Genomic DNA, 26,282 nt, shown 5'->3' with positions numbered 1-26,282 from the left:
TATAGATATTGATTATTAGTGAATCTGCTTATATCAATAATAGGATAAACACCAGGTTTAATGACTGTAAACCTGTGGAAAATATACTACTTCTTAATAAATTTATGAATGTGACCGTCCAGTTTCAAAATGTAAACTCCCGCCGGAAGTCCTTGCACAGGAATACTCTTCTTATTTCTAAAAGGATATTTTTCTGTATAAATTATCTTGCCGGAAAGGTCTGTGATTTTTACATTTCCGATATTCTCATATTTTCCGGTGATAAACAAATAATCATCCACAGGATTAGGATAAACTTTAAATTCTTCTGCAGAGGTGATCAGTTCATCCGCGGATAACGTTCCCCCTAAATTCTGACAATAGTCGGAAGGGAAAGCATCCCACTCATTGATGTTAAATGTATTGACAGGCTGAGTGACCGTGTTTTTCCTGTATAAGGAAACATTTCCATTGGTATTATCTGTATATTTTACACCTATTGCATCTACAGTTACCGTTTTGTTGTATGCCAGTTCAACATAATTGGTCCCCTTATATGTCATCGGATCAGAAGCGGTTACAAACTTTGCCTGCCCGTTACTGTAACAGCTCAGATCAGCTCTGGGGTTTAAAATAACAAAGCTTTCATTGTTTCCTATTTTTCCTTCCAGCTCATAAGTGTCACCATTATAATAAGCTCCGCTGGTTGTATTTTTAAAAAGAATGTTGATTCTGTAGTTGTTTAAATTAACTTCATGACCTGTCTTATTACTAATTTCCAGGGCGTTATTGCTGACAGTCATATTATGGGTTCCTGAAATGTATTTCGTGATCAGAAGGTCCTTTGCATAAGAATCAGAAGTCAGTGTTGTTACTGTTACCGTATTGCTGGCCGGTGATTCCAGATACCCTTTATCAAAAGCCTTTACTGTAAAAGTATAAGTAGTGGACGGATCCAGGTGGTCAATACTTAAAGACGTATTTTTTGTGACGGCAACAGGAGTTGCAGAACCGTTCATATATATCCTGTATCCCAAAAGATCTGCATCAGAAGGAGCACTCCAGCTCAGATTAATAAAATGAGCATTCTGTTGAGTAGAGACAAGAGTTCCGGGTGCTGCAGGAGGTACCATATCCGGAGTTTCTGACCAGATAAGGTTTGCCCACTCAGGATGATCAATGAAGGGATTTCTGTTCTTTTGTATTGTGTAGACAGTATTGTTTCTGTCAATTTCCCTTTGTGAAACCGGATCCAGGGTATTCCATTGTTTCAGCATTTCAATATAAGCTAAATCAATAGCCCGTTCTTCGGTTCCGTCGAACGGACACTGGTCTGTTGCCGGAGTGATGGTTGAAGAAGTACTGTAGGCGGTATTAAATGAATTTAATTTTCCTTCATATCTTACAACAAAATACAACAGGGTTCTTGCAATATCTCCTTTAAACTCATCAATGGGCTCATATACACGTCCCGTATAAGGATAATTGGGAATCGCAGAATTGGCCATTCTGGAACTGTTTGTGAAATTGTAATAGCTGACTGTTCCCCCTACTCCGTAAGGGTAGTTATTTCTTAACTGATTAATTCTTGCGTCAACAGGGACTATAAAATTCAGATCAGAATACATCGGATAATCACTGATTTTTGAGCTTGTGCTGAATGTGCTCTGAGGGATCATGTGTTCCCTGTTATATCCCAGGCCTTCCGCTCCGGCAGAGGAAATTAACTGTCCCTGGGTATATTCATAAGCATCTGTTCCTGAAGGTATTTCCGAATAGATATCCAGAAGATACATGGTATTCGAAACATCATGATCATAATACAGGTCAAGATCAGTCCGTCCATAGTATGCAGGAAGATCACCATAATGCCAGTTAATATTTTTTTCCGAAATAATATCATGTAGTTTAGATTTCAGTGCATACCCTGAGAGGCCTGCTGTTCCGTTATAATATCCGGCCGGAGCCTGCGAAAGAAGATAAGATGAAATGAAGATCACAGGAAGTAGAAGTTTTTTCATATTGTAAAATTTGAATACTAAAATAGAAAATTAAGATCCTTCAGGACTAAAGTTATTTATTAAGAAAGCGATAAATTTTAACAGATAAGAAATTGAAAATTAAAATATTGAGAGAGAAATCATATGCCGGAAATAATTTTTTTTGGCTTTCCATCAATTTAATTATCTTTGGGAACTAACTATTATCTATATGAATACAGAGACTATTGACAACATCAAAATGATAGCGGAGACGGCTAGAGAATTTGCAGAGAAGAATATCCGACCGAATATAATGGAGTGGGATGAAAGCCAGACTTTTCCAAAAGATCTGTTTCACCAATTGGGGGAAATGGGATTTATGGGAGTTGTAATTCCCGAGCAGTATGGCGGTTCCGGTTTAGGGTATCATGAGTATGTTACCATTCTGGATGAGATCTCTCAGGTTGATCCTTCGATCGGTCTTTCTGTAGCAGCACATAACTCACTTTGTACCAACCATATTTATGAGTTTGGAAATGAAGAACAGAGAAACAAATGGCTTCCTCAACTGGCATCCGGGAAGGTAATCGGGGCCTGGGGGTTAACAGAACATAATACGGGTTCAGATTCCGGCGGTATGTCTACTACTGCTGTAAAAGACGGGGATGGATGGGTTATAAACGGTGCTAAAAACTTTATTACCCATGCTATTTCAGGAGATATTGCAGTAGTGATGACAAGAACAGGTGAAAAAGGAGCTAAAAATAACTCTACTGCTTTTGTTTTAGAAAAAGGAATGCCTGGCTTTACTTCAGGAAAAAAGGAAAACAAACTTGGAATGCGTGCTTCTGAGACTGCAGAATTGATCTTTGACAATGTTCGCGTACCGGATTCACACCGCTTAGGAGAAGTAGGAGAAGGATTTAAGCAGGCTATGAAAATTTTGGACGGCGGTAGAATTTCTATTGCTGCATTAAGTCTGGGAACTGCGAGAGGAGCATACAAGGCTGCTCTTAAATATGCAAAAGAAAGACATCAGTTTGGCAAACCAATTTCTGATTTTCAAGCCGTTAACTTTATGTTAGCTGATATGGCTACGGAAATTGATGCGGCTGAATTGCTCATCCAAAGAGCGGCAACATTGAAAAATGCCAAGCAGAAAATGACTAAAGAGGGAGCAATGGCTAAATTATATGCTTCAGAAGCTTGTGTGAGAATTTCAAATAATGCTGTTCAGATCTTCGGAGGTTACGGATACACAAAAGATTTCCCTGCTGAGAAATTCTACAGAGATTCTAAGCTTTGTACGATTGGTGAAGGTACTTCTGAAATTCAGAGGCTGGTGATCGGAAGAGATATTACAAAATAATTAAATCCCAATACAAATGATTAAACAGGCACTTTTAGGTGAATTTCTGCATGAGGCCGAAAACACCAGAAAAATTTTAAAAGCAATTCCTGACAGCGCTCTGGACTGGAAGCCGTCAGAAAAGAACTGGACAACCGGCCAGCTGGCATCACATATTGCAGAAGTCTATAACTGGTACGCTCCTACTTTCAATCAGGATGTCTTTGATATGGGGCAATATGAGTATGATAAAGGAGACATTTCCAAAGCAGAGAATATTCTTTTAAAGTTTGAAGAAAATGTGGCGAAAGCTCAAAGAGTACTGGAAGAATCGGACGAAAACACTTATTTCAATGAGTGGAAAATGGAAATGAACGGAAATGTTCTTTTTCCACCATCACCGAAAATTCAGGTGGTCAGAGGTTTTCTTTATAATCATTTGTATCATCACAGAGGTGAGCTTGTAGTTTACTTAAGGGCAACCGGAAATAAAGTTCCGGGACTTTATGGACCAACTGCAGATGATAAAATGTAATCAGAAGATTAATTAATTTATAATTGAACAAATGGTATATACTGAGGTATGTACCATTTGTTTTTTTATGGCTTATCCACTGATTTTGTTAAGTATATTTAATGTATTGCATAATATTTTGAACAAATAGTCTAAATTTTTCTTAAAAATTTTTGTTTTTCGTAAAATATTTTTTATTAGATTTGACATTCCACAATTAAAATTAATATTTAATATGAAAAAACAATTAACCCTGATTGGAATGCTCCTTATTACGGGTGTTTCTTTCGCGCAGACCGATCGTCTTTGGTCAGAAGGTTCCAGAAAAAGTTCATCTGAGATTTTCGAAAACAAGTCTAACATTAATAATCCAAAGATATACAATCTGGATATCAACGGATTAAAGAATGCTCTGGCAAAAGCTCCCAAAAGATTGGCTGCCGGCGAAAAGTCGGAACTCATTATCTCTTTTCCGAATTCCGAAGGAAAAATGGAGAATTTTAAAGTGAGGGAGAATTCCAATTTTGCACCTGAGCTTGCTGCAAAATATCCGGATATTAAATCATATGTAGGAGAAGGTCTTGGTGATTCCAATTCTACAGTCTATTTCAGCGTTTCCCCACTTGGTTTATCTTCAATGGAAGTTTACGGTGACAGATCCGCCGTATTCATTGAGCCTTATTCTAAAGATCTTTCTACTTATGTTGTTTACAGAAAGTCAGATAAAAAGGATGATCTTAGTAAGTTTGAATGTACTGTAATAGATGTTGCAAAAAAGGGCACAGCTAATACAAGTCTTACGGCGAGGCCAAATGCTGATGATGCCAAATTAAGAACATTCAGGCTGGCATTATCCTGTACGGGTGAGTATACCGCGTATTTCGGAGGTACTAAAGCTCAGGCTCTTGCTGCTATGAACAATACGATGACCCGTGTAAACGGTGTTTTTGAAAAAGATTTTGCAGCAAGAATGGTTCTTATCTCCAACAATGACTCTGTAATTTACACCAACGCTTCTACTGACCCTTATTCTGCGGCCTCAGGAATGAGCAACTGGAATTCTCAGTTACAAAGTACTCTAACCTCTGTAATTGGCGAAGCGAACTATGATATCGGACACCTGTTCGGTGCGTCAGGAGGTGGTGGAAATGCAGGATGTATCGGCTGTATCTGTACAAACGGATCGAAAGGAAGCGGATACACTTCCCCGGCTGATGCTATTCCTTCAGGAGATAATTTTGATATCGACTACGTAGCTCACGAGATGGGACATCAGTTCGGAGGCAACCACACCTTCTCCATGAGCAATGAAGGTACAGGTGCTAATATGGAACCGGGATCAGGATCTACCATCATGGGATATGCCGGGATCACAAGCCAGGATATTCAGCCGCATTCAGATGCATTCTTCCATGCGATAAGCATTCAGCAGATCACCAATAATATTAAGGCTAAAACCTGTTCAGTAAATACCGATACAGGAAACTCAATTCCGACAGCCAATGCAGGATTGGATTATACAATTCCAAAAGGAACACCTTTTGTACTGACAGGGACCGGTACAGATGCAAACGGAGATTCTTTAACCTATATCTGGGAGCAGATGGACAATGCTTCTTCTTCACAAACAGGAGCAAGTTCCGCAGCCAGCGCAACAAAAACATCTGGTCCTAACTTCAGATCATGGGCTCCTACCACTGTTCCCGTAAGATATTTCCCAAGAATGGCTTCCGTATTGGCAGGTGCAACTACTACAGCCGGCTCCGAAATTACAGTTGAAGCTCTTTCTTCAGTAGCGAGAACATTAAATTTCAGATTTACAGTTCGTGATAACAGAGCCGGAGGTTCAGGAAACAATTCTGATGATGCTGTAATCACTGTTAACGGAACTGCCGGGCCATTTAACATTACTTCACAGAATTCAGCAACAACATATTCCGGAGGAAGCTCTCAAACGGTGACATGGAATGTTGCAGGAACTACAGCAAATGGTGTAAATGCAGCGAATGTGGACATCCTTTGGTCAACAGATAACGGAAATACATGGACTACTCTATTGGCCGGAACACCAAATGACGGTTCGCAGGCTGTAACAATTCCTAATGTGTTTACCAGTTCAGGAAGAATTATGGTAAAAGGATCAAATCACATTTTCTTTGATGTAAATAATGCCAACATTACAGTAAACGCAGGGTCAGGTACTCCTGATACTGTCGCTCCTACTGCTCCTACCCTTGCAGCTTCAGGAACAACATCTACAACTACCAATCTTTCATGGTCCGGAGCTACGGACAATGTAGGAGTTACAGGTTACGATGTATATCAGGGAGCTTCATTAATTGGTTCTACTGCTTCTACAACGTATACAGTAACAGGACTTACTCCTGCAACTACCTACTCTTTCTCAGTGAAAGCAAAAGATGCAGCAGGAAATGCTTCTGTTTCCAGCAATACAGTAAGTGTTACCACTCTTTCAGGCGGAACTGTTACTTACTGTTCTTCTTCTGCATCCAATACTGCAGACGAAAGAATCGGAAATGTAAAATTCGGAACAATCAATAATACTTCTACAGGAACTGCGGGCTATGAAAACTTTACTTCTGTTTCTACCAATGTGACCAGAGGTAGCGCATATACCATCTCTATAACTCCGGTCTGGACTTCTACAAAGTACAGTGAAGCATACGCAGTTTATATTGACTATAATGGAGATGGGGATTTCACAGACAGCGGAGAGCTTGCCTGGACAAGATCAGGATCTACAACAAGTCCGGTATCAGGATCTATTACAATTCCTGCGACAGCCACTGTAGGGTCAACAAGAATGAGAGTTATGATGAAATACAGCTCCATTCCTACTTCATCTTGTGAAGCTTATACATATGGACAAGTTGAAGATTACACGCTTAATATTGTATCTTCCGCTAAAGGAGAATTATCTAATACAAAAGATCTGATCACAGATATTAAGTTATTCCCTAACCCTGTTAAAGACATATTGTATGTTTCTAATACAACATCGGAAGATTACAAAATCTTCGACATGGGTGGAAAACTGGTTGATTCAGGAAAACTTCAGAGAGGATCTGTAAATGTAAGTGCTCTTATCAAAGGAGCTTATACGATCCAGGTTGGAGAGTCTGCAAAAAGATTTATTAAAAATTAATCAGCTTAATAAACTAAGGATGAAAAGAAGGCTGCCCCGTATAGGGCAGTCTTTTTTTATTCTGTCCTCAGTAAATACAACTCAATATTAAAAATAAATTATTTATGATGTAAATACATTTATTATTTTTTATCTTAAATAAATTTAATTCAATAATGCTTTTTTATTAAATTTATCACGCAATATTATTCTTTGTACTGTTTTCCGAATTGTATTTGTCCAGATGTCATGAAATTATTTCAGGCAATTAAAGTCCGGCTTATTCGTATTCTTTATCCTTCTTTTAATTGATTTCACCCCGGTAGGATATCGGGTTAAAATGCTCTTAATGCAGTTGAGTTTTAGATGGAATATCCCTCCGGAAATAGAATTATTAAAATCACACTTTAAATTTTTTATATGAAACATTTATTTAAGTATTTCTTTTTTTTAGCGGTCACTTCTTTTTCATTGGCTTGTAGTTCAGACAGAGAGGATGAAACTGACAACAGTACAAACCCCGTTAAAATTGTATTTTATAAAAATGCAGACGAATTTGCTTTAACGTATGATCCATCGGGATCTGTAAGTCAGGCAATCAGAAGTCAGGCATTTGATCTGTACAAGCAGGGTAAATGGAGTGAACTGGAAGCTCTCTTTAAAACAAACAGTCTTAATAGCGGCTGGCCTCCGGCAAATGGAGGATATAATATTGTGGATGATGTTCCGCTTCAGGCCGGACAAAAATTTGACCGGTACAGTGGTGCTGTTGGCAACTATGACGGAACCGGTGTGCCTACTTTAGGAGGAAGTTTTACAAGCCCGATTATCAATGGGTATGTCTATACTTTTACAGAGCGGGCTCTAAATCAGCCCGAAAATAAATATGATTTTTACTATGAGATAGACGTCCTGAATAATCTGCTGCCTTTCCAATCTCAAACGGCAGATATTATTCCGTGGTTCGGACAGGCAGGTAACGGCAAACAAACCATGTGGAAAATTCCTGTTGATATTACCACAGGGTATCAGAAAACCTGGAATAAGTTAGCTGAAGAAGGATATATAAAAGTTACTATTAAAAAAAGCCCAAGTGGAAAATACAATAACTTGGCAGGTACCGTTATTCAGTAATAAACAAAATCAGATGTATTCAATATCAGAAAAAATAAGAATCAGCAAAAAAGCCCTTCTGGAAAAAAGTGTTTTCCTGAATAATGAGATCATTCCTGCAGCTACGGTAAAGTTTATCTGCTGTGACTGCAGTCATGAAAACAGAGTTGAAATAATTCCACATCAGTCCGGATTTCCCATTCTACAAATTTACAATGAAGATAAAGTGCTGCCAAAAAATGAATTATTAAAGCATGAAATTGTTACAACAACATCTCCCGGAATGTTGCATTTCGGAGAGTTAACTGTTAATCAGCTGCCTACTCTGTATTTTGGAACCCACTGCAAAACCTGTTATTCAAAATACATTTGTGTATTTGGCTACGGAGAAAAACAACCCGGCATGACAATTCTACAGATCTCCGGAATCTGGAAATATGAAGAAATACAATAATTTATAGATTCCTTCTTATCTGAAAACTCCACAGTTTCACATTGTGGAGTTTTTTATGCGGATATCATTACAAGTTCATCTTACATTTCACAGCATACATTTTACCATTTACAAATCGTTTTCTATCTTTGTGATAAATAAAAAAATTCATGGATAAAATTGATAGTCTGAACCAAGTAGCAGAATTCCATACTACTTTCAAAGCCCCTATTTTAGATACCCCACAAATTCCTTCCGCAGAAAGATGCAACCTCAGAGTAGAACTTCTTCAGGAAGAACTAAACGAATTAAAGCAAGCTATTGCTGATCAGAATATTGTAGAGATTGCAGACGCCTTGTGTGATCTCCAGTATGTTTTGAGTGGTGCAGTCCTTGAATTCGGTCTTGGCAATAAATTTGTAGAGCTATTCAATGAAGTTCAGCGATCCAATATGTCTAAAGCTTGTGATACAGTAGAGCAGGCAGAAGAAACAGTTGAATTTTATAAAGATAAAGAAGTAGAATCTTTTTATGAAAAATCCGGAGAGAAATTCAATGTCTACAGAAAGGCAGATCATAAAGTATTAAAGAATAAATACTACTCTCCTGCTGATTTGAAATCTATTATTGAGAAATAAAATATGAAAAAAATTATTACGAATATTGTTGCCCTTTCAAGCATTTTTTTAGCTGTTCAGCAATTTAGCGCTCAAAAAACTGTTGTTAACAGGGAGGTTGAAACCCAGAATGATGGCAAAATGCTTTTGGGGCATCAGCTAAAAGAACAATTTTTAAAAGCTCCCTATTCTGACTGGTACGTAAAAGAACACGATGAATATGCTCTTGATCAGAAAGCAATTGGTGAACTCCGAAAAGAAAGACTGAATTCTTATAACATTATAGCTTTTATAGGTACCTGGTGCGAAGATAGCCACAGGGATTTTCCGCGACTGATGAAGATTCTGGAAGAAGTTGGCTTTCCGGAAAGCAAGCTGACAATTATTGCTGTTAACCGTAAAAAAGAATCTCCTTCCGGAGATGAAGGTCTTTACAATATCCAGAAGGTTCCTACCATTATTCTTCAGAGATACGGAAAAGAAGCCGGAAGGATTGTGGAAATGCCTACGACCGGATATATTGAAAGAGATCTGGTTGAAATTTTAAAGAAAAACGATTCCTCTGTAATCAAAGAAATTTTTAAATAGACTTGAGAAATAATAAAATAATCTTATCGTTTATTGCAGGAGCAGGCGTTATGGTGCTTTTGTTTTTTGGCCTTAAATCCTGTCTGAATCTTGGTGGAAAAACTGAGAAGTCTGATTATTACGTCCTGACCAATCAGATTGCCAGGATGAATAAAATGGTAGTAATGGAACAGAATATTTCCAGCATGCAGAAAACTAAGATGGGATATGAAATGTTTGGAAAAGAAGTTTCCAGCAACAGTATTATTACCTATACCAAGACCAATGCACAGGTTTCATATGATCTGAATAAAATGAAGATCGAAGTAGACTCAATCAATAAAAAACTGGTCATCACTGAACTCCCTGATGCGGATATAAGGATAACTCCCAGTGTTGAAATTCAGTCACTGGATGATTCATTTTTTAACAGAATTTCTGAAAAGGACATCAGGAATGTAACCGAGAAAGCCAAGGAAACAGCCATAAAATCAATTGATCAAAATCAATTAAGAAGTGAAGGTCATAAACAATTAATGGAAAACCTTAATAATATTTTTGTTTTGGCAAAAGCTCTGAATTATACCATTGAAGACAAAACCGGCAAAATTGGTATTTTGGGACTTTAGAATAAAATTTTTCTGTTTGGCAAACCCTTTGAATGATACTCTACATGTTCTTCGAACTTAAAATGTAAAGTCATGGATACAAAAGGAAACACCAAAAAGAAAGAACCTGCCAATGCTGCAGAGACTAAAAAACAGAATCAGGATTTCCAGAACATTCCTGCTTCTTCAAAAAAGACCAACCCACCTGATATAGATAAAGAAGATATTCAAAAACCTTCAGAAAATAAGTCAGGAAAAACGGATAATACAGATGAATAAAAGGTTCTGTCTCATGTGAGGCAGAACCTTTCTCTAACTATCTATCTATTGAACTTAGTCGGTTACGAACTATACTATGGTGGATTTTCCGATTTTTACGTTTTCGAAATTGTAATATGACTTTTCGGAATACCTGATATAATCAGCAATAAAACTGCCTACTTCACTTGTGGAATAATATTGTTTTGTATTAAGATCGACAGTAACATATTTATTCTCAATCGCATGTTCCACAGATTGTCTTAATTTATCTGCAGCCGGATGTAAGCTAAGATGATCAAGCATCATAGCGACACTCAGAATGGAAGCAACAGGATTGGCAATTCCTTTGCCTTTTGCCTGAGGATAAGATCCGTGGATCGGCTCAAACAAAGCATTTTTTTCTCCTACGGAGGCAGAAGGAAGTAATCCGATAGAGCCACCGATGACACTTGCTTCATCAGAAATAATATCCCCAAACATATTTTCAGTCAGAATAACATCAAATTGTTTAGGATTAAGAATCAGCTGCATGGCTGCATTATCTACAAACATATAATCAAGCTGTACATCAGGATATTGAGGTGCAATTTCCTGGCAGATTTTCCTCCATAATCTTGAAGTGTCCAGTACATTCGCTTTATCAATAAGAGTAAGTTTTTTCTTTCTTTTCTGTGCTTCCTGAAATGCCATATGTGCAATCGGAATAATATCTTCACGGCTGTATTTGCAGACATCATAAGCGTAATTACCTTCCGGGTCGGTAAATTTTTCACCAAAATAAATTCCGCTTACCAGCTCCCTGAAAATCTGGATATCAGCCCCTTCAATAATTTCTCTTTTCAACGGACTCTTATCAATCAAGGACGGATATGTCTTCAAAGGACGGATATTGGCAAACAATCCCAGCTCTTTACGAAGTTTTAACAATCCCTGTTCAGGTCTTACTTTTGCTTCCGGATTATTATCAAATACCGGATCTCCTATTGCTCCGAAAAGAACAGCGCTGGACTCCTTACATATTTTCAATGTTTCATCAGGCAATGGGTTTCCTGTTTTGAAAATAGCTTCAGCGCCTATCAGTCCATAATCGAATTTAAATGTGTACTGAAAAACTTCAGCAATTACATCCAGAATTTTAATACTCTCACTGATAATTTCAGGTCCGATCCCATCTCCGGGAAGAACTGCGATTTTAAAATAATTGTTGTTCATTTGTTTTTTGTGTCTTTAGTGTAGCCAATTCAAATTTTTTTATAGCCTCTTTCCTGCTGATTAAAAAATCGATATCATCATAGCCGTTTAACAGGCATATTTTTTTGTAAGAATCAAGCTCAAAGGTTTCAGTTGTATCTTTAAAGCTAATTGATTGCAGTTCTACATCAATTGCAATTTCATGAGCAGGGTTTTCATTGATCCCATCTAAAATTTCCTTTAAAAATCCTTCTGATACTTTGACCGGAAGAAGTCCGTTATTTAAAGCATTTCCCTTGAAAATATCAGCAAAATAACTGGAAACAATCACTTTAAAACCATAATCTGTTAATGCCCATGCAGCATGTTCACGACTGCTTCCACATCCGAAATTATTTCCTGCCACCAGAATTTCACCTTCAAACTTTGGATTATTCAGGACAAAATCAGGATTCGGTTCTCCTGTATGGATATTGAACCTCCAGTCCCTGAACAGATTCTCTCCGAACCCTTTTCTATCTATACTTTTCAGGAATCTTGCCGGAATGATCTGGTCTGTATCTATATTTTCTGCAGGCAATGGAACTGCAGTAGATTTTATAATAACTAATTTTTGCATGTATTCTATATTGTTTAGACTTAAACTCACAAAGGCACAAAATGCTTATAAGAAGTTCACTAAAAAAATGGAAATCAAAGATTTTAAAAAACTTAAGTACCCTTTTTCAGCAAGAAATAATAACTACTTTTTTATTTAAGCTTTATAATCTTTTGTGTTTTGTGGTTAAAATATATTTAAATTCGTCTAGTTTAAACTTTCAAAAGCTGAAATTCTGCCTTCTATTGCTGCTTTTGCTGCTGTAAGTGGACTGGCAAGAATTGTTCTCGAGCCTTGTCCCTGCCTGCCTTCAAAGTTTCTGTTGGACGTGGAAACACAATACTCTCCTTCCGGAATTTTATCATCATTCATTGCCAGACATGCAGAACATCCCGGCTGACGGATCTGAAATCCTGCATCATTAAAGATTTTGTCCAGTCCTTCTTCATAAATCTGTTTTACAACCTGCTGAGAGCCTGGAACAATCAGTGCTTTTACCGCCTCTGATTTACTCTTTCCTTTAATATACTGAGCTGCTGAACGAAAATCCTCTATTCTTGCATTGGTACAGCTTCCTATAAAAACATAATTCACCCTGATGCTGTTAACTGACTGTCCGGCTTCCAGTCCCATATATTGCAAAGCTTTTTCTTCAGACTCATTCTTTGGTGATGGAATAGTCTCGCGGATTGAAATTCCCATTCCCGGATTAGTGCCGTAAGTAATCATTGGGTATATATCTGCTGCATCGAAGCTTAGTTCTTTATCAAAAGCAGCTCCGTCATCTGTTCTCAAGGTTTTCCAATAGGCTACTTTTTCTTCCCACTCTTCTCCCTTAGGAGCAAATTTTCTTCCTTGCACATATTCAAAAGTGGTTTCATCGGGAGCAATCATTCCTCCTCTGGCGCCCATTTCAATACTCATATTACAAACTGTCATCCTTCCTTCCATCGACATTTCTTCAAATACATTCCCGGCATATTCACAGAAATATCCTGTTCCTCCATCTGTTCCTATTTTTGAAATAATATAAAGAATCACATCTTTGGGCTGAACATTTTCATTCAATCTTCCATTAACGGTAATTCTCATGGATTTCGGTTTGTTGAGTAACAGACATTGGCTTGCAAATACCTGTGCAACCTGGCTTGTTCCTATTCCAAAAGCAATTGCTCCGAATGCTCCATGGGTAGAGGTATGACTGTCGCCACAAACAATGCTCATTCCCGGTTGGGTAATGCCAAGTTCTGGTGCAATAATATGCACAATCCCCTGATACTGATGCCCCAGCCCGAATAGTTCAATGTTATGTTTCTGACAATTTTCGGTAAGCTGCCTGACCTGATTTCTTGAAAGTTCATCCTGTATCGGGAGATCCTGATGAAGTGTTGGTACATTGTGATCCGCAGTAGCCACAATCTGTTCCGGCCTGAATATTTCAAGGTTTCTGGATTCAAGCTCAGCAAAGGCCTGTGGACTTGTAACTTCATGAATCAGATGTTTATCAATATAAATGATCTGAGGCCCGTCCGGAATGGTTTCCACAACATGCGCATCCCAAACTTTATCAAAAAGTGTTTTTTGTGTGTTCTTCATTTTTAATTTTATCTTGACTTTAAATCAACCTGCTACTCTATTTTCCAGTTTAAAAGCTTCCATGATAAGACGTAGATCATCATTACATATTTCCTTTTTTACATCCGCAATTTTCAGAAATTCCAGATACAGGTAATCAAGTTCATTCTTGGTAACTTCATGACCGATATGTTTAAAGCGGTATGCCAATGCTGAACGTCCGCTTCTGGCTGTAAGGATAATCGAAGAGGCATTCACTCCTACTTCTTCAGGATCAATGATTTCATAGGTTTCCCTGTTCTTGATCACTCCGTCCTGATGGATTCCTGAACTGTGGGCAAAAGCATTGGCTCCCACAATTGCCTTATTAGGCTGTACTGCCATTCCCATCAGGTCTGAAACCATTAGGCTCATTTCATTCAGCATTCTGGAGTTTACGTCGGTATGAAGATTTAAGTTTTTATGCTGCTTCAGAATCATAACAACTTCTTCCAGTGCTGTATTTCCGGCCCTTTCACCCAATCCGTTGATGGTACATTCTACCTGACGGGCTCCGTTAATTACTCCGGCAATAGAATTAGCAGTTGCCAATCCCAAATCGTTATGACAATGGCACGACAATACCGCTTTTTCAATTCCTTTTACATTTTCTTTCAGGTATTTTATTTTCTGCCCGTACTCTTCCGGCAGGCAGTATCCTGTTGTATCAGGAATGTTTAAAACAGTAGCACCTGCCTTAATTACGGCTTCACATACCTGTGCCAGATAGGCATTATCTGTTCTTCCGGCATCCTCTGCGTAAAACTCTACATCTTCCACATACTTCTTGGCATATTTTACAGCTTCGGCAGCACGTTCAATAATATCTTCCCTGGTTGAGTTGAACTTATATCTGATATGGGAATCGGAAGTTCCTATTCCGGTATGGATTCTTGGCTTTCTTGCAGACTTCAGAGCTTCGGCAGCGGTATCTATATCCTTCTTGTTTGCCCTTGTAAGTCCGCACACTTTAGCATTTTTTACCAGTTTTGAAATTTCTGAAACAGATTCAAAATCTCCCGGACTGGAAATCGGAAACCCTGCTTCAATGATATCAATCCCTAGCTCATCAAGCCTTTCTGCAATAATCAGTTTCTGTTCCGTATTCAGTTTACATCCCGGAACCTGTTCCCCATCTCTCAGTGTCGTATCAAAAATTTCAATTTTTTCGGAATTCATAAATGAAGTTTTTTACTTAAATTTGATTCAAAACTACAGCTTGCAATATTTTTTCATTTTCACATTTTTTGAAAATTACAATATTCAACAGTTGAAAAAACAGTCTTATTTACCTATTAATCAGTAATTTAATTTATAAAAATTTACAATGGCAGAATTGCAGAAAGATTTTTTGTTTGTATTGGTAAAGTCATTGACCACTTCGGAAAAACGACAGTTTAAATTATATGTTAACCGTCTGGGAATTAACGTAGACGCAAAATTTCTTCTGCTTTTTTCTGAAATGGATAAGATGAAGGAATATGACGAAACTGTAATTATTGAGAAAAAAATTTCTACCAAACAACAGCTTTCCAACCTTAAAGCCCATCTTTACAAACAGATTCTGGTGAGTCTCCGTATGAACCCAAGTCACCAGAATTATAGAATTCAGCTTCGTGAACAGTTGGACTTTGCCAATATTTTATATCAGAAAGGGCTTTATAAGCAAGCTTTAAAAATATTAGATAAGACCAAACAAACCGCATTGGAACTGGATGAAAAAAGCATTGCTTCCGAAATTATCGATCTTGAAAAAGTAATTGAGTCACAGTTTATTACACGAAGTATCGAAGGGCGGGCAGATGAGCTGATCAGGCAGTCACAGGAGATAAGTAAACAGAACCGTTATACCACAAAACTATCCAATCTTTCACTGAAATTATATAGTGAAATGCTTACTCACGGATATGTTAAAAATGATACGGACCGGGCAGAAATTCTGGGAATTTTTGATTCCCAGATCAAAAATATAAGACTTGAAAAACTGAATTTTACAGAAAAGCTGTGGTTTTTTAAAGCGCACGTCTGGAAGAACCAGCTTTTACAGGATTATAAATATACCCTGAAATATGCTTATCAGTGGGTCGATCTTTTTCATAAAAATCCGGAAATGATTTTCAGCCATCCGGTGTGGTATATTAAAGGAAATACTTACCTGTTAAAAATCTTGTTTCTGTATGGGAATATAGACATTCTTGAAGAGCATTTTGAGAATTTTAATAAAAGGGTAAATGCTGAAAATTTTTCCCAAAATGAAAATCTTCAGTCGCTTATTTTTCTAACCCACTACAATACATTGATGAACATTCATTTTGTAAAAGGAGAATTTTTTACCGGAACAAAGCTTATTCCTGAAATTGAGCTGAAAATGGAAAAGCTCAGGGAAAGAATTGATGAACATCATTTTATGATTCTTTATCTTAAAATGGCCGCCATGTTTTTCGGCAGTAAGATGTTTGAAAAATCCATTGAATATTCTATGAGAGTGATAGAATCTAAGGGGAATGTACAGGAAGATCTGCTTTTCCATACCCGCATCCTGATCTTGATGGCCAAATATGAGTCCGGGAAAGATGAAGATTATGATGAATTTATTGTTTCTACTTTGAAGTTTGCCAGAAAAATGAAAAAGCCTGAGGAATTCCATTTTGAGAGTATCCAGTTCTTTAAGAATCTTAACAATCAGGTATTGGATCAACGACAGAAAGCCTTTGAGAATTTTGATAAAAAACTTGAAGAATTTTCTAAAAATGAATATTACCGCCGTTCATTATTCTATATTGACATTCACGGATGGATCAAATCTAAAGTTAAGAATGTGGATGTAATTGAAATTATTAAGCAGAAAGTGAAGTACAAAAGAAAACATTAATAAACACCCATTAAACAGATGCTTTTAAATTAATTAATGTAAATTACTTAATGTATAAAACGCTCGCAGATAAGCTGATCAGGCAGACCTTCAAAAACTTCATCTGCGGGAGCAATTAAAATAAACATTTCTTTCTTACACTATACTTTCTATAAAATCCAAAGCATTTTTATGACTGATTTTTCCTGCCAGTTCCGGAGAGAATTTTTCTTTAATTTCTTCGTTAATCATTGGGTAAACTGAGGCGTCTGAATGACCGGTAAAGAAAAACGGATGGCGTGATGTATCCGGATGGTCTTTATAATAGAAATAATCTGCACCATAAGCAATGCTGTTTTCTCCTCCCAGTTCCAGCCCATACCGGATATGTTCGTACAATTTTTCAGAATGGTCGGGATCAATATAATCTTTGATAAAGTTAAGCCCGATCAGGCCTTTCCGCTTGATGACTTCTTTAGCCAGCTCATCAGGTAAATTTCTGTTGTTCTCACAAACGGCTCTGTAATTGGAATGGCTTGCCAGAACAGGGACAGAATAATTTTTCTGATCAATATAATTTAAAATGTCATACGCCAGCTGATCACTTGTATGAGCGAGGTCAACTGCAATTTTCCTGTCTGAAATATAGTCGATCAAAACTTTTCCGTCATCTTTCAGGCCTGTATCAGCATAATTTCCTCCCCCGAAACGGTTTTCTAAATGATGGGTAATACCAATGTATAATACTTTCCCTGTATTTTCTATAATGGTTTCCAGTTTTTTAAATCCTGAATCCAGGCTTTCTTTTTCATCACAAAAGGATGATGCATTTTCAATAGAAGCCAGTATTCCTATTTTACCGCTGTTTTCAGGTTTTTTATAGCTTTGATTACTAAAGAGGAAAAAGTTTTCATTCTGAGTCAGCTCCGAGAATAACCGGCTTTGTTCTAATCCATAGTGCGTGCTGTCTTTTCCCGTCCCGGCGTAAATTGCCGTTACCTGAAGTTTTACATTTCCTTCTTTTAAATAGGGAAGAGAACATCCCAGCTCCTTATCATCAATAACAGATGCAGGACTGAGCAGGTAATACAGCAGGTCACAATGCAGGTCAACGTTTATAGTATTCATAATAGTTATGGCTTTGAATTTATTTTAACTTATTTCTGTTTGGTAAAATAACACTATTAATCAAGTTGCAATTATATTTTAAATAAGTTTATAAAATTTAAAATATCTATTGTTCCGGCTCTGAAAGCTTACTTTAACACCATAACATTAGTAAATAAATTTTTCTTTATCGGTTAAATGCAAAATCTTTTCATTTTTAATATTAATTCTCATTCTAAATACAAGCCGGTATAGTATTTTATCTAAAAAAAGCGTATTTTTGCATCTTAAAATTTCTTAGTAAACAATGATAAAAATTACACTTCCAGACAATAGTGTCAAAGAATTCGAGGGAGCAGTTACTCCTCTAGATGTGGCAAAATCTATAAGCGAGGGATTGGCTAGAAATACCATTTCCGCAATTGTTAATGACAAACAAGTAGAAACGACCACACCTATAACCACGGATTCTACGGTACAACTTTTGACCTGGAATGATGATCTTGGAAAAAAAGCCTTCTGGCATTCTTCTGCCCACCTTTTGGCGCAGGCTATCCTTGAGTTTTATCCTAATGCTAAGCTTACAATAGGTCCGGCCATTGAAAGCGGATTCTATTATGATGTAGATTTCGGAGACGAGAGTTTATCTGAAAAAGATTTTGAGAAGATTGAAAAGAAAATTCTTGAAAATGCAAAGAAAGGCTCTACATTCTCCCTATATCCGGTTTCTAAAGAAGAAGCCTTAAAGACTTATGCAGATAATCCTTATAAAGTAGAATTAATCTCAAATCTTAATGATGGAGAGATTACTTTTGTAACGCACGATAACTTTACGGACTTATGCCGTGGCGGACACATCCCGAATACAGGGATTGTAAAAGCAGTTAAAATCCTGAATGCAGCAGGTGCTTACTGGAGAGGGAATGAAAAAAATCCTCAACTGACGAGAGTATATGGTATTTCCTTCCCTAAGCAGAAAGATCTGACAGAATATCTTGAAAGACTGGAAGAAGCTAAAAGAAGAGACCACAGAAAACTAGGTAAAGAGCTTGGAATTTTTGCATTCTCTGAAAAAGTAGGTGCCGGTTTACCGCTTTGGTTACCAAAAGGAACTGCTTTAAGAAGAAAGCTGGAAAATTTCCTTTCTGAAGCTCAGAAAAAAGGAGGTTATGAATTTGTTATGTCTCCGCATATCGGAGCAAAAGAATTATATGTCACTTCAGGACACTGGGATAAATACGGGGAAGACAGCTTCCAGCCGATTAAAACTCCGAATGAAGGAGAAGAATTTTTACTGAAACCAATGAACTGTCCTCATCACTGTGAAATTTACAAAACTTCACAATGGAGTTACAGGGATCTTCCGAAAAGATATGCAGAATTCGGTACAGTATACAGATACGAGCAAAGCGGAGAGCTTCACGGATTAACAAGAGTTCGTGGATTTACCCAGGATGACGCTCACCTGTTCTGTACTCCGGATCAGCTTTCTGAAGAATTTGAAAAAGTAATTGATCTGACTCTCTATGTTTTCAAGTCTTTAGGGTTTGAAGATTTTGTAACTCAGGTATCATTAAGAGATCCTGAAAACAAACAAAAGTATATCGGTTCCGATGAGAACTGGGAGAAGGCAGAAAGTGCGATCATCAATGCAGCAGAAAAGAAAGGCTTAAAAACAGTGATTGAATACGGAGAAGCCGCATTCTATGGTCCTAAGCTTGATTTTATGGTGAAAGATGCTTTAGGAAGAAAATGGCAGTTAGGAACCATTCAGGTAGATTATAATCTTCCTGAAAGATTTGATCTTCACTATATCGGAAGTGATAATGAAAAGCACAGACCGGTAATGATCCACAGAGCTCCATTTGGTTCTATGGAACGATTTATTGCCATTTTGCTGGAAAATACTGCAGGGGATTTCCCATTATGGCTAAGCCCTGATCAGTTTATTATTCTACCGATCAGTGAAAAATATGTAGATTATGCAAAAAAAGTTTCACAATTTTTGGAAAATCACGATATTAGCGGTCAGATTGATGACAGAAATGAGAAGACCGGTAAGAAGATCCGTGATGCCGAATTGAAGAAGATTCCTTTCATGCTTGTTATCGGTGAAAATGAAGAAAAAGATGGTACGATTTCTGTAAGAAGACGTGGTGAAGGTGACCTTGGAGTAATGAAAATGGAAGATTTTGTTTCTTACTTTAAGAAGGAAGCCGCGGTTTAATCATCAGAGAACGACCGATTAAAATTAATAGAAAGTTAACCAATAAAATTATAATACAACAGCACAAAGATTTAACAACAGGGGCCCACAGAGACGTCCGGTACAAGAGGACGCTCACTTGATCAACGATAAAATTCGTGTGAGAGAGCTTCGTTTAGTGGGCGATAACGTAGAGCCGGGAGTTTATCCAATTGATAAAGCAAGACAGCTTGCTTCAGAACAGGAATTGGATCTTGTAGTAATTTCCGACAAGGCAGAACCTTTTATTGCAAGGATATTAGACTATAAAAAGTTTTTATACGAGCAAAAGAAAAAACAGAAGGAACTTAAAGCTAAGCAGGTAAAAGTGGTGGTAAAAGAGATCCGTTTCGGACCTCAGACTGATGATCACGATTATGAATTCAAGAAAAAGCATGCTGAAAAATTCCTTGAAGAAGGTTCAAAATTAAAAACCTACGTATTTTTTAAAGGACGTTCGATTATCTTTAAAGACCAGGGAGAAATTTTACTTTTAAAGCTGGCTCAGGAATTGGAGCATGTTGGAAAAGTAGACCAGCTTCCTAAACTTGAAGGAAAGAGAATGATTATGATGATGAGTCCTAAAAAACCAGCAAAATAATTAAGTCAATTATTCAATATAAAACCTCAAATCAGTTTGAGGTTTTTTTATTTTGTATTCTGATAACTTTATTCCTTATTTTTTAATTTTAATCAATTATTATCCTGTATCAATAATTCATAAAGATTTTCAATCTACATTTGTGATTATAAAAAGTCAAATTATTTAGATATTTATTAATCATAAAAAAGAAAACAATGAACACACTTAAATTAAAAGACGGAACACAGATTTATTACAAAGATTGGGGAAAGGGGCAGCCTGTATTCTTTCATCACGGATGGCCGCTTTCAAGTGATGACTGGGATGCACAAATGTTTTTCTTCCTTGAGCAGGGATACAGGGTAATTGCTCATGACAGAAGAGGTCATGGAAGATCAGAACAAACACCTTTTGGACATGATATGGATACATATGCATCTGATGTTGCTGAAATTGTAGAAGCACTGGATTTAAAAAATGTTATTCATGTAGGGCACTCTACCGGAGGTGGTGAAGTAATCAGATATGTTGCCAGACACGGTAACGGAAGGGTTGCAAAGGCAGTTTTGGTAAGTGCTGTTACTCCAATTATGGTTCAGAATGAAAATAATCCAAATGGAGTTCCAATGTCTGTTTTTGATGATATCCGTAATAACACAGCGAAACACAGACAGCAATTCTTTATTGATATCACTTTCCCATTCTATGGATACAACAGAGAAGGTGCTGAGATTTCTGAAGGTATTCAGAGAAACTGGTGGAGACAGGGAATGAATGGTTCCGTCAAGGCACATTATGACTGCATAAAAGCATTTTCAGAAACAGATTTTACCGAGGACCTGAAGAGCGTTGATATACCGGTTCTGGTGATGCATGGTGAGGATGACCAGATTGTACCATTTGAAACTACAGGAAAAGTAGCTGCTATCCTTCTTAAAAACGGAAAACTGATTTCTTATCCCGGATTTCCACACGGCATGCCTACAACAGAAGCAGAAACCATCAATAAAGATTTACTGGCATTTTTTCAATCATAGTTAAGTTATTCTGCCATATAAAAAAGTCACATTCGAAAACAATGTGACTTTTTCATTTAAACACCAAAAAGTGTCTTAAATACATAATGAAAACAACCATGAATAAAGGTGTCTCAATAATTTACGTAATCTTTAATGTGTGAGTTAATTTTATAATTACTATATTTGTCCCGCTAAATAAATAACTCATGAAAATCAAATTAATGACTTTTTTAAGTCTTTCGATGCTTATGGCATCATGCGCTCAGGATGATACTCTGGACAGTACACCGGTACAAAACAGGAATGCTCATACCATCACAAATGAGACAAACTCCATTCCCGGTACAGGGCTTACAGAACTGAAGTTTATTTCAGAAACCACCAACCATCCTCAGATATTATATGCAGGAGAATCTATCAGTTTAGAGAATAATGGCAGTACTTACCGTCTCATAATGCAACATGACAGTAATCTGGTTTTATATCGCGAAAGACCGGGCAGCCTTTCTGTATTGTGGAGCTCCAATACGGTTAGAAGCCAGGGAACCCCAAAACTTATTGCACAGAATGATGGAAACCTTGTTATTTACAATAATGATACTTCTATCTGGCATTCCAATAGTGCTGTTACAGGTACCGTCTCTAATCCACACATCAAACTTCAGCTTTATTCAAGAGGAGGATACTTTATTCCTAATGGTTTTAGGATTAAAATTATTTTGGGCGGGAATAATGAAGAAAGAAAGGAAATAGCTTACAAAGATTTTGATTAAGCCTGCATTACATTACAGCCGCTTCTTTTTTAGGAGGCGGCTTTTTTATGTAAAGACAAGAAAATCACAGAACATGAAAATTCGGATTGATTTTTTTTGTATCTTTGCACACTATTATTCCTAATGTCTTTAGGAGTAGCCAGAACAGATATTGATAACAAAAACAATAAAAAAGCAAAACAATGCCAAAATTAAAAACGAAATCAGGTGCTAAGAAACGTTTTGCTCTTACCGGAACAGGTAAGATCAAAAGAAAAAACGCTTACAAAAGCCACATCTTAACTAAGAAAGAAACTAAGCAGAAGAGAAATCTTACTACTACTTCTTACGTAGCTAAAGTGGATGAGAAAAGCGTTCAACGTCAATTAGCAATTAAGTAGTTTTTATAAATCTATATCCGGTTTATAAGAATTCAAAACAAATTCAAAATTTTAACCCTGAAATGGAGCAATTAAGTACAATGAAACAGTTTGTCGCACATTTCAAAAAAACAATTTAAATTATGCCAAGATCAGTAAATGCCGTAGCTTCAAGAGCTCGCAGAAAGAAAATTTTTAAGCAAGCTAAAGGTTATTTCGGAAGAAGAAAGAACGTTTGGACTGTAGCTAAAAACGCGGTAGAAAAAGCAATGCAATATGCTTACCGTGGTAGAAAAGAGAAAAAGAGAAATTTCAGAGCTCTTTGGATTACCCGTATCAACGCAGGTACCAGAGAACACGGAATGTCTTACTCTCAATTTATGGGAGCTCTTAAAAAGAACAACATCGAGCTTAACAGAAAAGTTTTAGCAGATTTAGCAATGAATCACCCTGAAGCTTTCAAAGCTGTTGTAGATCAAGTAAAATAATGTAGAATAGTATTTTTGTTATCAATATAGTCCCGGGGTTTCCCGGGACTTTTGTTTTCAGGAAGCAGGCAAATCTTTTTTGAATTAAAACTGAATAAACATCAAAACAATTTTCAGTTTTAAAAAAATAATCGCCGGTTATTTATTATATTAGCAGCCGAAAAACAAGTCCATTAAAAAAATGAAAAAAATCGCTGCTTTTTTACTTACTGCTGTTGTAGCACAAAATATCGGTGCACAGAGTTTTATCCAGGCTTATAAGGATAGAGCTGACATGGTAACCCAAACTAATATTATCAATAATCTTCAGGAGTTTGCCAATTTTGGAGTTAAAACAACAGGATCTGCAGCAAATACCAATGCCCTGAACTGGCTTAAAAGCAAATACCTTTCTTACGGATATACATCCAGCCAGATTGTGGAAGACCCATTCAGCTTTAGCGGAGTGAATTCCAAAAACCTTATCATCACTAAAACAGGTACGGTTTATCCTGATAAATATGTAATTATTTGCGGACATTTTGATACCATCTATGGTCCGGGAGTTAATGATAATGGCAGCGGAACTTCTATTATTTTGGAAGCAGCAAGAATACTAAAGGATGTACCCACGGAATATTCTATTAAATTCATCCATTTTTCCGGAGAAGAACAGGGGTTAAGAGGAAGCTATCATTATGCTGATAACATTGCTTATCAGGGAAATACCCGTGTTTTAGATATTAAGCTTGTTTTTAATCTGGATCAGGTAGGTGGTAAAAGCAGCAATACCAACAATACAGTATACTGCGATGAGGATCAGGGAGGTGTATCTTCCAATAATGCAGCTTCCGCAACGGTGACCCAGGAACTGAGAAACTGTACTGCCCTCTACTCTCCTCTTCAGACTGCGGTAGATCCGGCTGCCGATTCAGACTACATGCCATTTGAAGAAAAAGGGGAAGTAATTACCGGTTTTTTTGAAAGATTAAGAAGTAATTATCCACATACTTCAAATGATACTTTTGCCAATACTGATCCTGTTTATATTTATAATATAGGAAAAGCTTCGGTTGGAGCACTGCAACATTTTGCTGTTGCTTCCACAAGTAATAATACAATGGGGACTCAGGATATAAACTCGAAAAAATCGCTGGAAAATGTAAAAATATATCCGAACCCTGTAAAAGATATCATCCATATCGAGCTTCCTGATTCTAATATAAAGAACTTCAGTTTTGAAGTCACTGATTTTCCTGGGCGTTCTATTTTAAAGACAACTAATGAAACAGAAATTAATGTTGCCGGCCTGGAAAATGGTGCTTATCTTGGAGTTTTAAAAACAACCGATCAAACTGTGGTCAGAAAAATTCTGATCAAAAAATAACCGATGTACATTACCTTTGTGAAAATAAATTACTAACCTCCGTTCACGGAGGTTTTTATTTGAATAAAATCCAGTATACAATATCATAAAGCTCATAAAAACTGTATAAGTTTTAGCATAATTATACATTTTCAATGTAATACATATGTTATTAAACACCATGTTGGGATTTATTTATTATATTCGTAATACCAATTTAAAATAATAATATGAAAAGAATTACAACATTCTTGTGCGCCACAATGTTGATACAGGGCGTTACAGCACAAAGCTTTATCCAGGCCTATAAGAACAGGGCTGATATGGTTACCCAGGCCAATATAACGGCAAACCTCCAGGAGTTTGGAAACTTAGGAATAAAAACAACCGGCTCACAGGCCAATAACAACACCCTTACCTGGATTAAAAACAAATACATTTCTTATGGTTATTCTGCAAGCCAGATTGTGGAAAGTCCATTCACCTATGGGTCTGCTACTTCCAAAAACCTGATTATAACAAAAACAGGAACTCTTTACCCGGACAAATATGTTATTATCTGCGGACATTATGATACCATTAATGGTCCCGGGGTTAATGATAATGGCAGCGGCACTTCTATAATTCTGGAAGCGGCCCGGATATTAAAGGATGTTCCTACAGAATACTCAATCAAGTTCATCCATTTCTCCGGAGAAGAACAAGGACTTATCGGAAGCAGCCATTATGTGAATAATGTTGTATATCAGGGAGGTATCCGTAAACTGGATATAAAATTAGTATTCAACCTGGACCAGGTAGGTGGCGTAAAAGGAAATAATAACAATACGGTATATTGTGATGAAGATCAGGGTGGGGTTTCCTCTAATAACGCAGCTTCTGCCGCTGTAACCCAACAGCTAAGAAACTGTACAGCCCTGTACTCTCCTCTTCAGACTGCCGTAGACCCTGCTGAAGCTACTGATTATATTCCTTTTGAGCGGAAAGGAGAAGTAATTACCGGTTTTTTTGAAAGGATAAGAAGCAGCTATCCCCACACTTCAAAGGACACCTTTACTAATGTTGATCCGGTTTATGTCTATAATATTGGAAAAGCCGCTGTAGGAGCATTACAGCATTTTGCAACAGCATCAACCAACCTGACCACTGTTACTAAAGCTGCCTCAGTGAATTCTCTGGAAACTGTCAAGATCTATCCAAATCCTGCAAATGATATTTTACATATTGAATTACCAGTGCAAACATCAAACTTCAGTTTTGAAATCAGTAATTCTATGGGAAGATCAATGCTCAGAGTAAACAATGAAAAGAAAATTGATGTATCCAGTCTTCAAAGCGGAGTATATGTAGGGATTTTAAAAGTAGGTGAAGAAACCCTTGTTAAGAATATAATGATTGAAAGATAATACCTACTGACTAGTCCTGAAAATCTGATACAGATTAAAGTACAAAAATAAATAATTAAACCAGAGTAATTTTACTATTACTTTGGTTTTTGTTTTTATAGGTTTTCATTTTAATTTGTGACTGGTTATGCATTTG

The 26,282-nt window shown here is 37.0% G+C and carries 24 protein-coding genes; 18 read left to right on the top strand and 6 right to left on the bottom strand.

The features are described 5' to 3' along the window. Nucleotides 1-86: 86 nt before the first annotated feature. Nucleotides 87-2,000, bottom strand: coding sequence for an endonuclease (locus DRF59_RS13075; RefSeq protein ID WP_115960778.1), 1,914 nt, complete (start codon nucleotides 1,998-2,000; stop codon nucleotides 87-89). Between the two features lie 190 nt (nucleotides 2,001-2,190). Between DRF59_RS13075 and DRF59_RS13070 the strand changes: the two genes are divergently transcribed. The 9 genes from DRF59_RS13070 (at nucleotide 2,191) to DRF59_RS13030 (ending at nucleotide 10,585) form a co-directional block, all read left to right on the top strand. Next, complete coding sequence (locus DRF59_RS13070; protein ID WP_115960775.1) at nucleotides 2,191-3,330, top strand: acyl-CoA dehydrogenase family protein; 1,140 nt, start codon at nucleotides 2,191-2,193, stop codon at nucleotides 3,328-3,330. Nucleotides 3,331-3,346: 16 nt separating this feature from the next. Then, nucleotides 3,347-3,844, top strand: a complete 498-nt coding sequence (locus DRF59_RS13065; protein WP_115960772.1) for a DinB family protein — start codon at nucleotides 3,347-3,349, stop codon at nucleotides 3,842-3,844. Nucleotides 3,845-4,058: 214 nt separating this feature from the next. Continuing rightward, nucleotides 4,059-6,989, top strand: coding sequence for a reprolysin-like metallopeptidase (locus tag DRF59_RS13060; protein WP_115960769.1), 2,931 nt, complete (start codon nucleotides 4,059-4,061; stop codon nucleotides 6,987-6,989). Between the two features lie 399 nt (nucleotides 6,990-7,388). Continuing rightward, nucleotides 7,389-8,102 carry a glycohydrolase toxin TNT-related protein gene (locus tag DRF59_RS13055; protein WP_115960766.1) on the top strand — a complete coding sequence of 238 codons (714 nt, stop codon included), beginning with the start codon at nucleotides 7,389-7,391 and terminating at the stop codon, nucleotides 8,100-8,102. A gap of 13 nt (nucleotides 8,103-8,115) precedes the next feature. After that, on the top strand, nucleotides 8,116-8,535 hold the full coding sequence (locus DRF59_RS13050; RefSeq protein ID WP_115960763.1) for a hypothetical protein: 420 nt from the start codon (nucleotides 8,116-8,118) through the stop codon (nucleotides 8,533-8,535). A 149-nt stretch (nucleotides 8,536-8,684) separates the two neighbouring features. Beyond that, complete coding sequence (locus DRF59_RS13045; protein WP_115960760.1) at nucleotides 8,685-9,152, top strand: pyrophosphohydrolase domain-containing protein; 468 nt, start codon at nucleotides 8,685-8,687, stop codon at nucleotides 9,150-9,152. A 3-nt stretch (nucleotides 9,153-9,155) separates the two neighbouring features. Beyond that, nucleotides 9,156-9,719, top strand: coding sequence for a TlpA family protein disulfide reductase (locus DRF59_RS13040; RefSeq protein WP_115960757.1), 564 nt, complete (start codon nucleotides 9,156-9,158; stop codon nucleotides 9,717-9,719). Between the two features lie 2 nt (nucleotides 9,720-9,721). Then, on the top strand, nucleotides 9,722-10,327 hold the full coding sequence (locus DRF59_RS13035; protein ID WP_115960754.1) for a DUF4230 domain-containing protein: 606 nt from the start codon (nucleotides 9,722-9,724) through the stop codon (nucleotides 10,325-10,327). Nucleotides 10,328-10,399: 72 nt separating this feature from the next. Further along, nucleotides 10,400-10,585, top strand: a complete 186-nt coding sequence (locus tag DRF59_RS13030; protein WP_115960751.1) for a hypothetical protein — start codon at nucleotides 10,400-10,402, stop codon at nucleotides 10,583-10,585. A 69-nt stretch (nucleotides 10,586-10,654) separates the two neighbouring features. On the opposite strand, the gene leuB is transcribed toward DRF59_RS13030, so the two are convergent. The 4 genes from leuB to DRF59_RS13010 form a co-directional block, all read right to left on the bottom strand. Beyond that, on the bottom strand, nucleotides 10,655-11,779 hold the full coding sequence (gene leuB, locus DRF59_RS13025; protein ID WP_115960748.1) for a 3-isopropylmalate dehydrogenase: 1,125 nt from the start codon (nucleotides 11,777-11,779) through the stop codon (nucleotides 10,655-10,657). Then, nucleotides 11,760-12,377, bottom strand: coding sequence for a 3-isopropylmalate dehydratase small subunit (gene leuD, locus DRF59_RS13020; RefSeq protein WP_115960745.1), 618 nt, complete (start codon nucleotides 12,375-12,377; stop codon nucleotides 11,760-11,762). The genes leuB and leuD overlap by 20 nt, the downstream gene beginning before the upstream one ends. A 186-nt stretch (nucleotides 12,378-12,563) precedes the next feature. Beyond that, nucleotides 12,564-13,952, bottom strand: a complete 1,389-nt coding sequence (gene leuC, locus DRF59_RS13015) for a 3-isopropylmalate dehydratase large subunit (protein WP_115960742.1) — start codon at nucleotides 13,950-13,952, stop codon at nucleotides 12,564-12,566. A 24-nt stretch (nucleotides 13,953-13,976) separates the two neighbouring features. After that, nucleotides 13,977-15,149, bottom strand: a complete 1,173-nt coding sequence (locus tag DRF59_RS13010; protein WP_115960739.1) for a 2-isopropylmalate synthase — start codon at nucleotides 15,147-15,149, stop codon at nucleotides 13,977-13,979. 148 nt (nucleotides 15,150-15,297) lie between these two features. Here DRF59_RS13010 and DRF59_RS13005 point away from each other — a divergent pair, with 148 nt between their 5' ends. Next, complete coding sequence (locus tag DRF59_RS13005; protein WP_115960736.1) at nucleotides 15,298-16,842, top strand: hypothetical protein; 1,545 nt, start codon at nucleotides 15,298-15,300, stop codon at nucleotides 16,840-16,842. Between the two features lie 135 nt (nucleotides 16,843-16,977). Here the strand turns inward: DRF59_RS13005 and DRF59_RS13000 are convergent, their stop codons facing one another. Then, nucleotides 16,978-17,949: a dipeptidase gene (locus tag DRF59_RS13000; RefSeq protein ID WP_115960733.1), complete on the bottom strand. Its 972-nt coding sequence runs from the start codon at nucleotides 17,947-17,949 to the stop codon at nucleotides 16,978-16,980. Between the two features lie 286 nt (nucleotides 17,950-18,235). Here DRF59_RS13000 and thrS point away from each other — a divergent pair, with 286 nt between their 5' ends. The 8 genes from thrS (at nucleotide 18,236) to DRF59_RS12960 (ending at nucleotide 26,146) form a co-directional block, all read left to right on the top strand. Continuing rightward, nucleotides 18,236-20,155 (top strand): threonine--tRNA ligase, encoded by a 1,920-nt coding sequence (gene thrS, locus DRF59_RS12995; protein WP_115960730.1) that lies wholly within the window; start codon nucleotides 18,236-18,238, stop codon nucleotides 20,153-20,155. 118 nt (nucleotides 20,156-20,273) lie between these two features. Beyond that, nucleotides 20,274-20,774 (top strand): translation initiation factor IF-3, encoded by a 501-nt coding sequence (gene infC / locus DRF59_RS12990; RefSeq protein ID WP_115960727.1) that lies wholly within the window; start codon nucleotides 20,274-20,276, stop codon nucleotides 20,772-20,774. 197 nt (nucleotides 20,775-20,971) lie between these two features. Next, complete coding sequence (locus DRF59_RS12985) at nucleotides 20,972-21,793, top strand: alpha/beta fold hydrolase (RefSeq protein WP_115960724.1); 822 nt, start codon at nucleotides 20,972-20,974, stop codon at nucleotides 21,791-21,793. Nucleotides 21,794-21,981: 188 nt separating this feature from the next. Further along, nucleotides 21,982-22,548, top strand: coding sequence for a hypothetical protein (locus DRF59_RS12980; protein ID WP_115960721.1), 567 nt, complete (start codon nucleotides 21,982-21,984; stop codon nucleotides 22,546-22,548). Nucleotides 22,549-22,730: 182 nt separating this feature from the next. Further along, nucleotides 22,731-22,928: a 50S ribosomal protein L35 gene (gene rpmI, locus DRF59_RS12975; protein ID WP_034676300.1), complete on the top strand. Its 198-nt coding sequence runs from the start codon at nucleotides 22,731-22,733 to the stop codon at nucleotides 22,926-22,928. 122 nt (nucleotides 22,929-23,050) lie between these two features. After that, nucleotides 23,051-23,395, top strand: coding sequence for a 50S ribosomal protein L20 (rplT, locus tag DRF59_RS12970; protein ID WP_050020978.1), 345 nt, complete (start codon nucleotides 23,051-23,053; stop codon nucleotides 23,393-23,395). A gap of 181 nt (nucleotides 23,396-23,576) precedes the next feature. After that, nucleotides 23,577-24,761 (top strand): M20/M25/M40 family metallo-hydrolase, encoded by a 1,185-nt coding sequence (locus DRF59_RS12965; RefSeq protein ID WP_115960718.1) that lies wholly within the window; start codon nucleotides 23,577-23,579, stop codon nucleotides 24,759-24,761. A gap of 209 nt (nucleotides 24,762-24,970) precedes the next feature. Next, a complete protein-coding gene (locus DRF59_RS12960) occupies nucleotides 24,971-26,146 on the top strand; it encodes a M28 family peptidase (protein ID WP_115960715.1) in 1,176 nt (391 codons plus the stop codon). The last annotated feature ends 136 nt before the right edge of the window (nucleotides 26,147-26,282 follow it).

It is taken from the genome of Chryseobacterium flavum, assembly GCF_003385595.1.
GTDB lineage: Bacteria > Bacteroidota > Bacteroidia > Flavobacteriales > Weeksellaceae > Chryseobacterium > Chryseobacterium flavum.
The sequence above is the reverse complement of the archived record's forward strand: the minus strand, read 5'-3'. Positions and strand labels throughout refer to the sequence as shown.

Excerpts from the sequence above, each read along its gene's own strand:
- DRF59_RS13075 (WP_115960778.1), bottom strand. The coding sequence starts at position 2,000 with ATGAAAAAACTTCTACTTCCTGTGATCTTCATTTCATCTTATCTTCTT.
- DRF59_RS13070 (WP_115960775.1), top strand. The coding sequence starts at position 2,191 with ATGAATACAGAGACTATTGACAACATCAAAATGATAGCGGAGACGGCT.
- DRF59_RS13065 (WP_115960772.1), top strand. The coding sequence starts at position 3,347 with ATGATTAAACAGGCACTTTTAGGTGAATTTCTGCATGAGGCCGAAAAC.
- DRF59_RS13060 (WP_115960769.1), top strand. The coding sequence starts at position 4,059 with ATGAAAAAACAATTAACCCTGATTGGAATGCTCCTTATTACGGGTGTT.
- DRF59_RS13055 (WP_115960766.1), top strand. The coding sequence starts at position 7,389 with ATGAAACATTTATTTAAGTATTTCTTTTTTTTAGCGGTCACTTCTTTT.
- DRF59_RS13050 (WP_115960763.1), top strand. The coding sequence starts at position 8,116 with ATGTATTCAATATCAGAAAAAATAAGAATCAGCAAAAAAGCCCTTCTG.
- DRF59_RS13045 (WP_115960760.1), top strand. The coding sequence starts at position 8,685 with ATGGATAAAATTGATAGTCTGAACCAAGTAGCAGAATTCCATACTACT.
- DRF59_RS13040 (WP_115960757.1), top strand. The coding sequence starts at position 9,156 with ATGAAAAAAATTATTACGAATATTGTTGCCCTTTCAAGCATTTTTTTA.
- DRF59_RS13030 (WP_115960751.1), top strand. The coding sequence starts at position 10,400 with ATGGATACAAAAGGAAACACCAAAAAGAAAGAACCTGCCAATGCTGCA.
- leuB (WP_115960748.1), bottom strand. The coding sequence starts at position 11,779 with ATGAACAACAATTATTTTAAAATCGCAGTTCTTCCCGGAGATGGGATC.
- leuD (WP_115960745.1), bottom strand. The coding sequence starts at position 12,377 with ATGCAAAAATTAGTTATTATAAAATCTACTGCAGTTCCATTGCCTGCA.
- leuC (WP_115960742.1), bottom strand. The coding sequence starts at position 13,952 with ATGAAGAACACACAAAAAACACTTTTTGATAAAGTTTGGGATGCGCAT.
- DRF59_RS13010 (WP_115960739.1), bottom strand. The coding sequence starts at position 15,149 with ATGAATTCCGAAAAAATTGAAATTTTTGATACGACACTGAGAGATGGG.
- DRF59_RS13005 (WP_115960736.1), top strand. The coding sequence starts at position 15,298 with ATGGCAGAATTGCAGAAAGATTTTTTGTTTGTATTGGTAAAGTCATTG.
- DRF59_RS13000 (WP_115960733.1), bottom strand. The coding sequence starts at position 17,949 with ATGAATACTATAAACGTTGACCTGCATTGTGACCTGCTGTATTACCTG.
- thrS (WP_115960730.1), top strand. The coding sequence starts at position 18,236 with ATGATAAAAATTACACTTCCAGACAATAGTGTCAAAGAATTCGAGGGA.
- DRF59_RS12985 (WP_115960724.1), top strand. The coding sequence starts at position 20,972 with ATGAACACACTTAAATTAAAAGACGGAACACAGATTTATTACAAAGAT.
- DRF59_RS12980 (WP_115960721.1), top strand. The coding sequence starts at position 21,982 with ATGAAAATCAAATTAATGACTTTTTTAAGTCTTTCGATGCTTATGGCA.
- rpmI (WP_034676300.1), top strand. The coding sequence starts at position 22,731 with ATGCCAAAATTAAAAACGAAATCAGGTGCTAAGAAACGTTTTGCTCTT.
- rplT (WP_050020978.1), top strand. The coding sequence starts at position 23,051 with ATGCCAAGATCAGTAAATGCCGTAGCTTCAAGAGCTCGCAGAAAGAAA.
- DRF59_RS12965 (WP_115960718.1), top strand. The coding sequence starts at position 23,577 with ATGAAAAAAATCGCTGCTTTTTTACTTACTGCTGTTGTAGCACAAAAT.
- DRF59_RS12960 (WP_115960715.1), top strand. The coding sequence starts at position 24,971 with ATGAAAAGAATTACAACATTCTTGTGCGCCACAATGTTGATACAGGGC.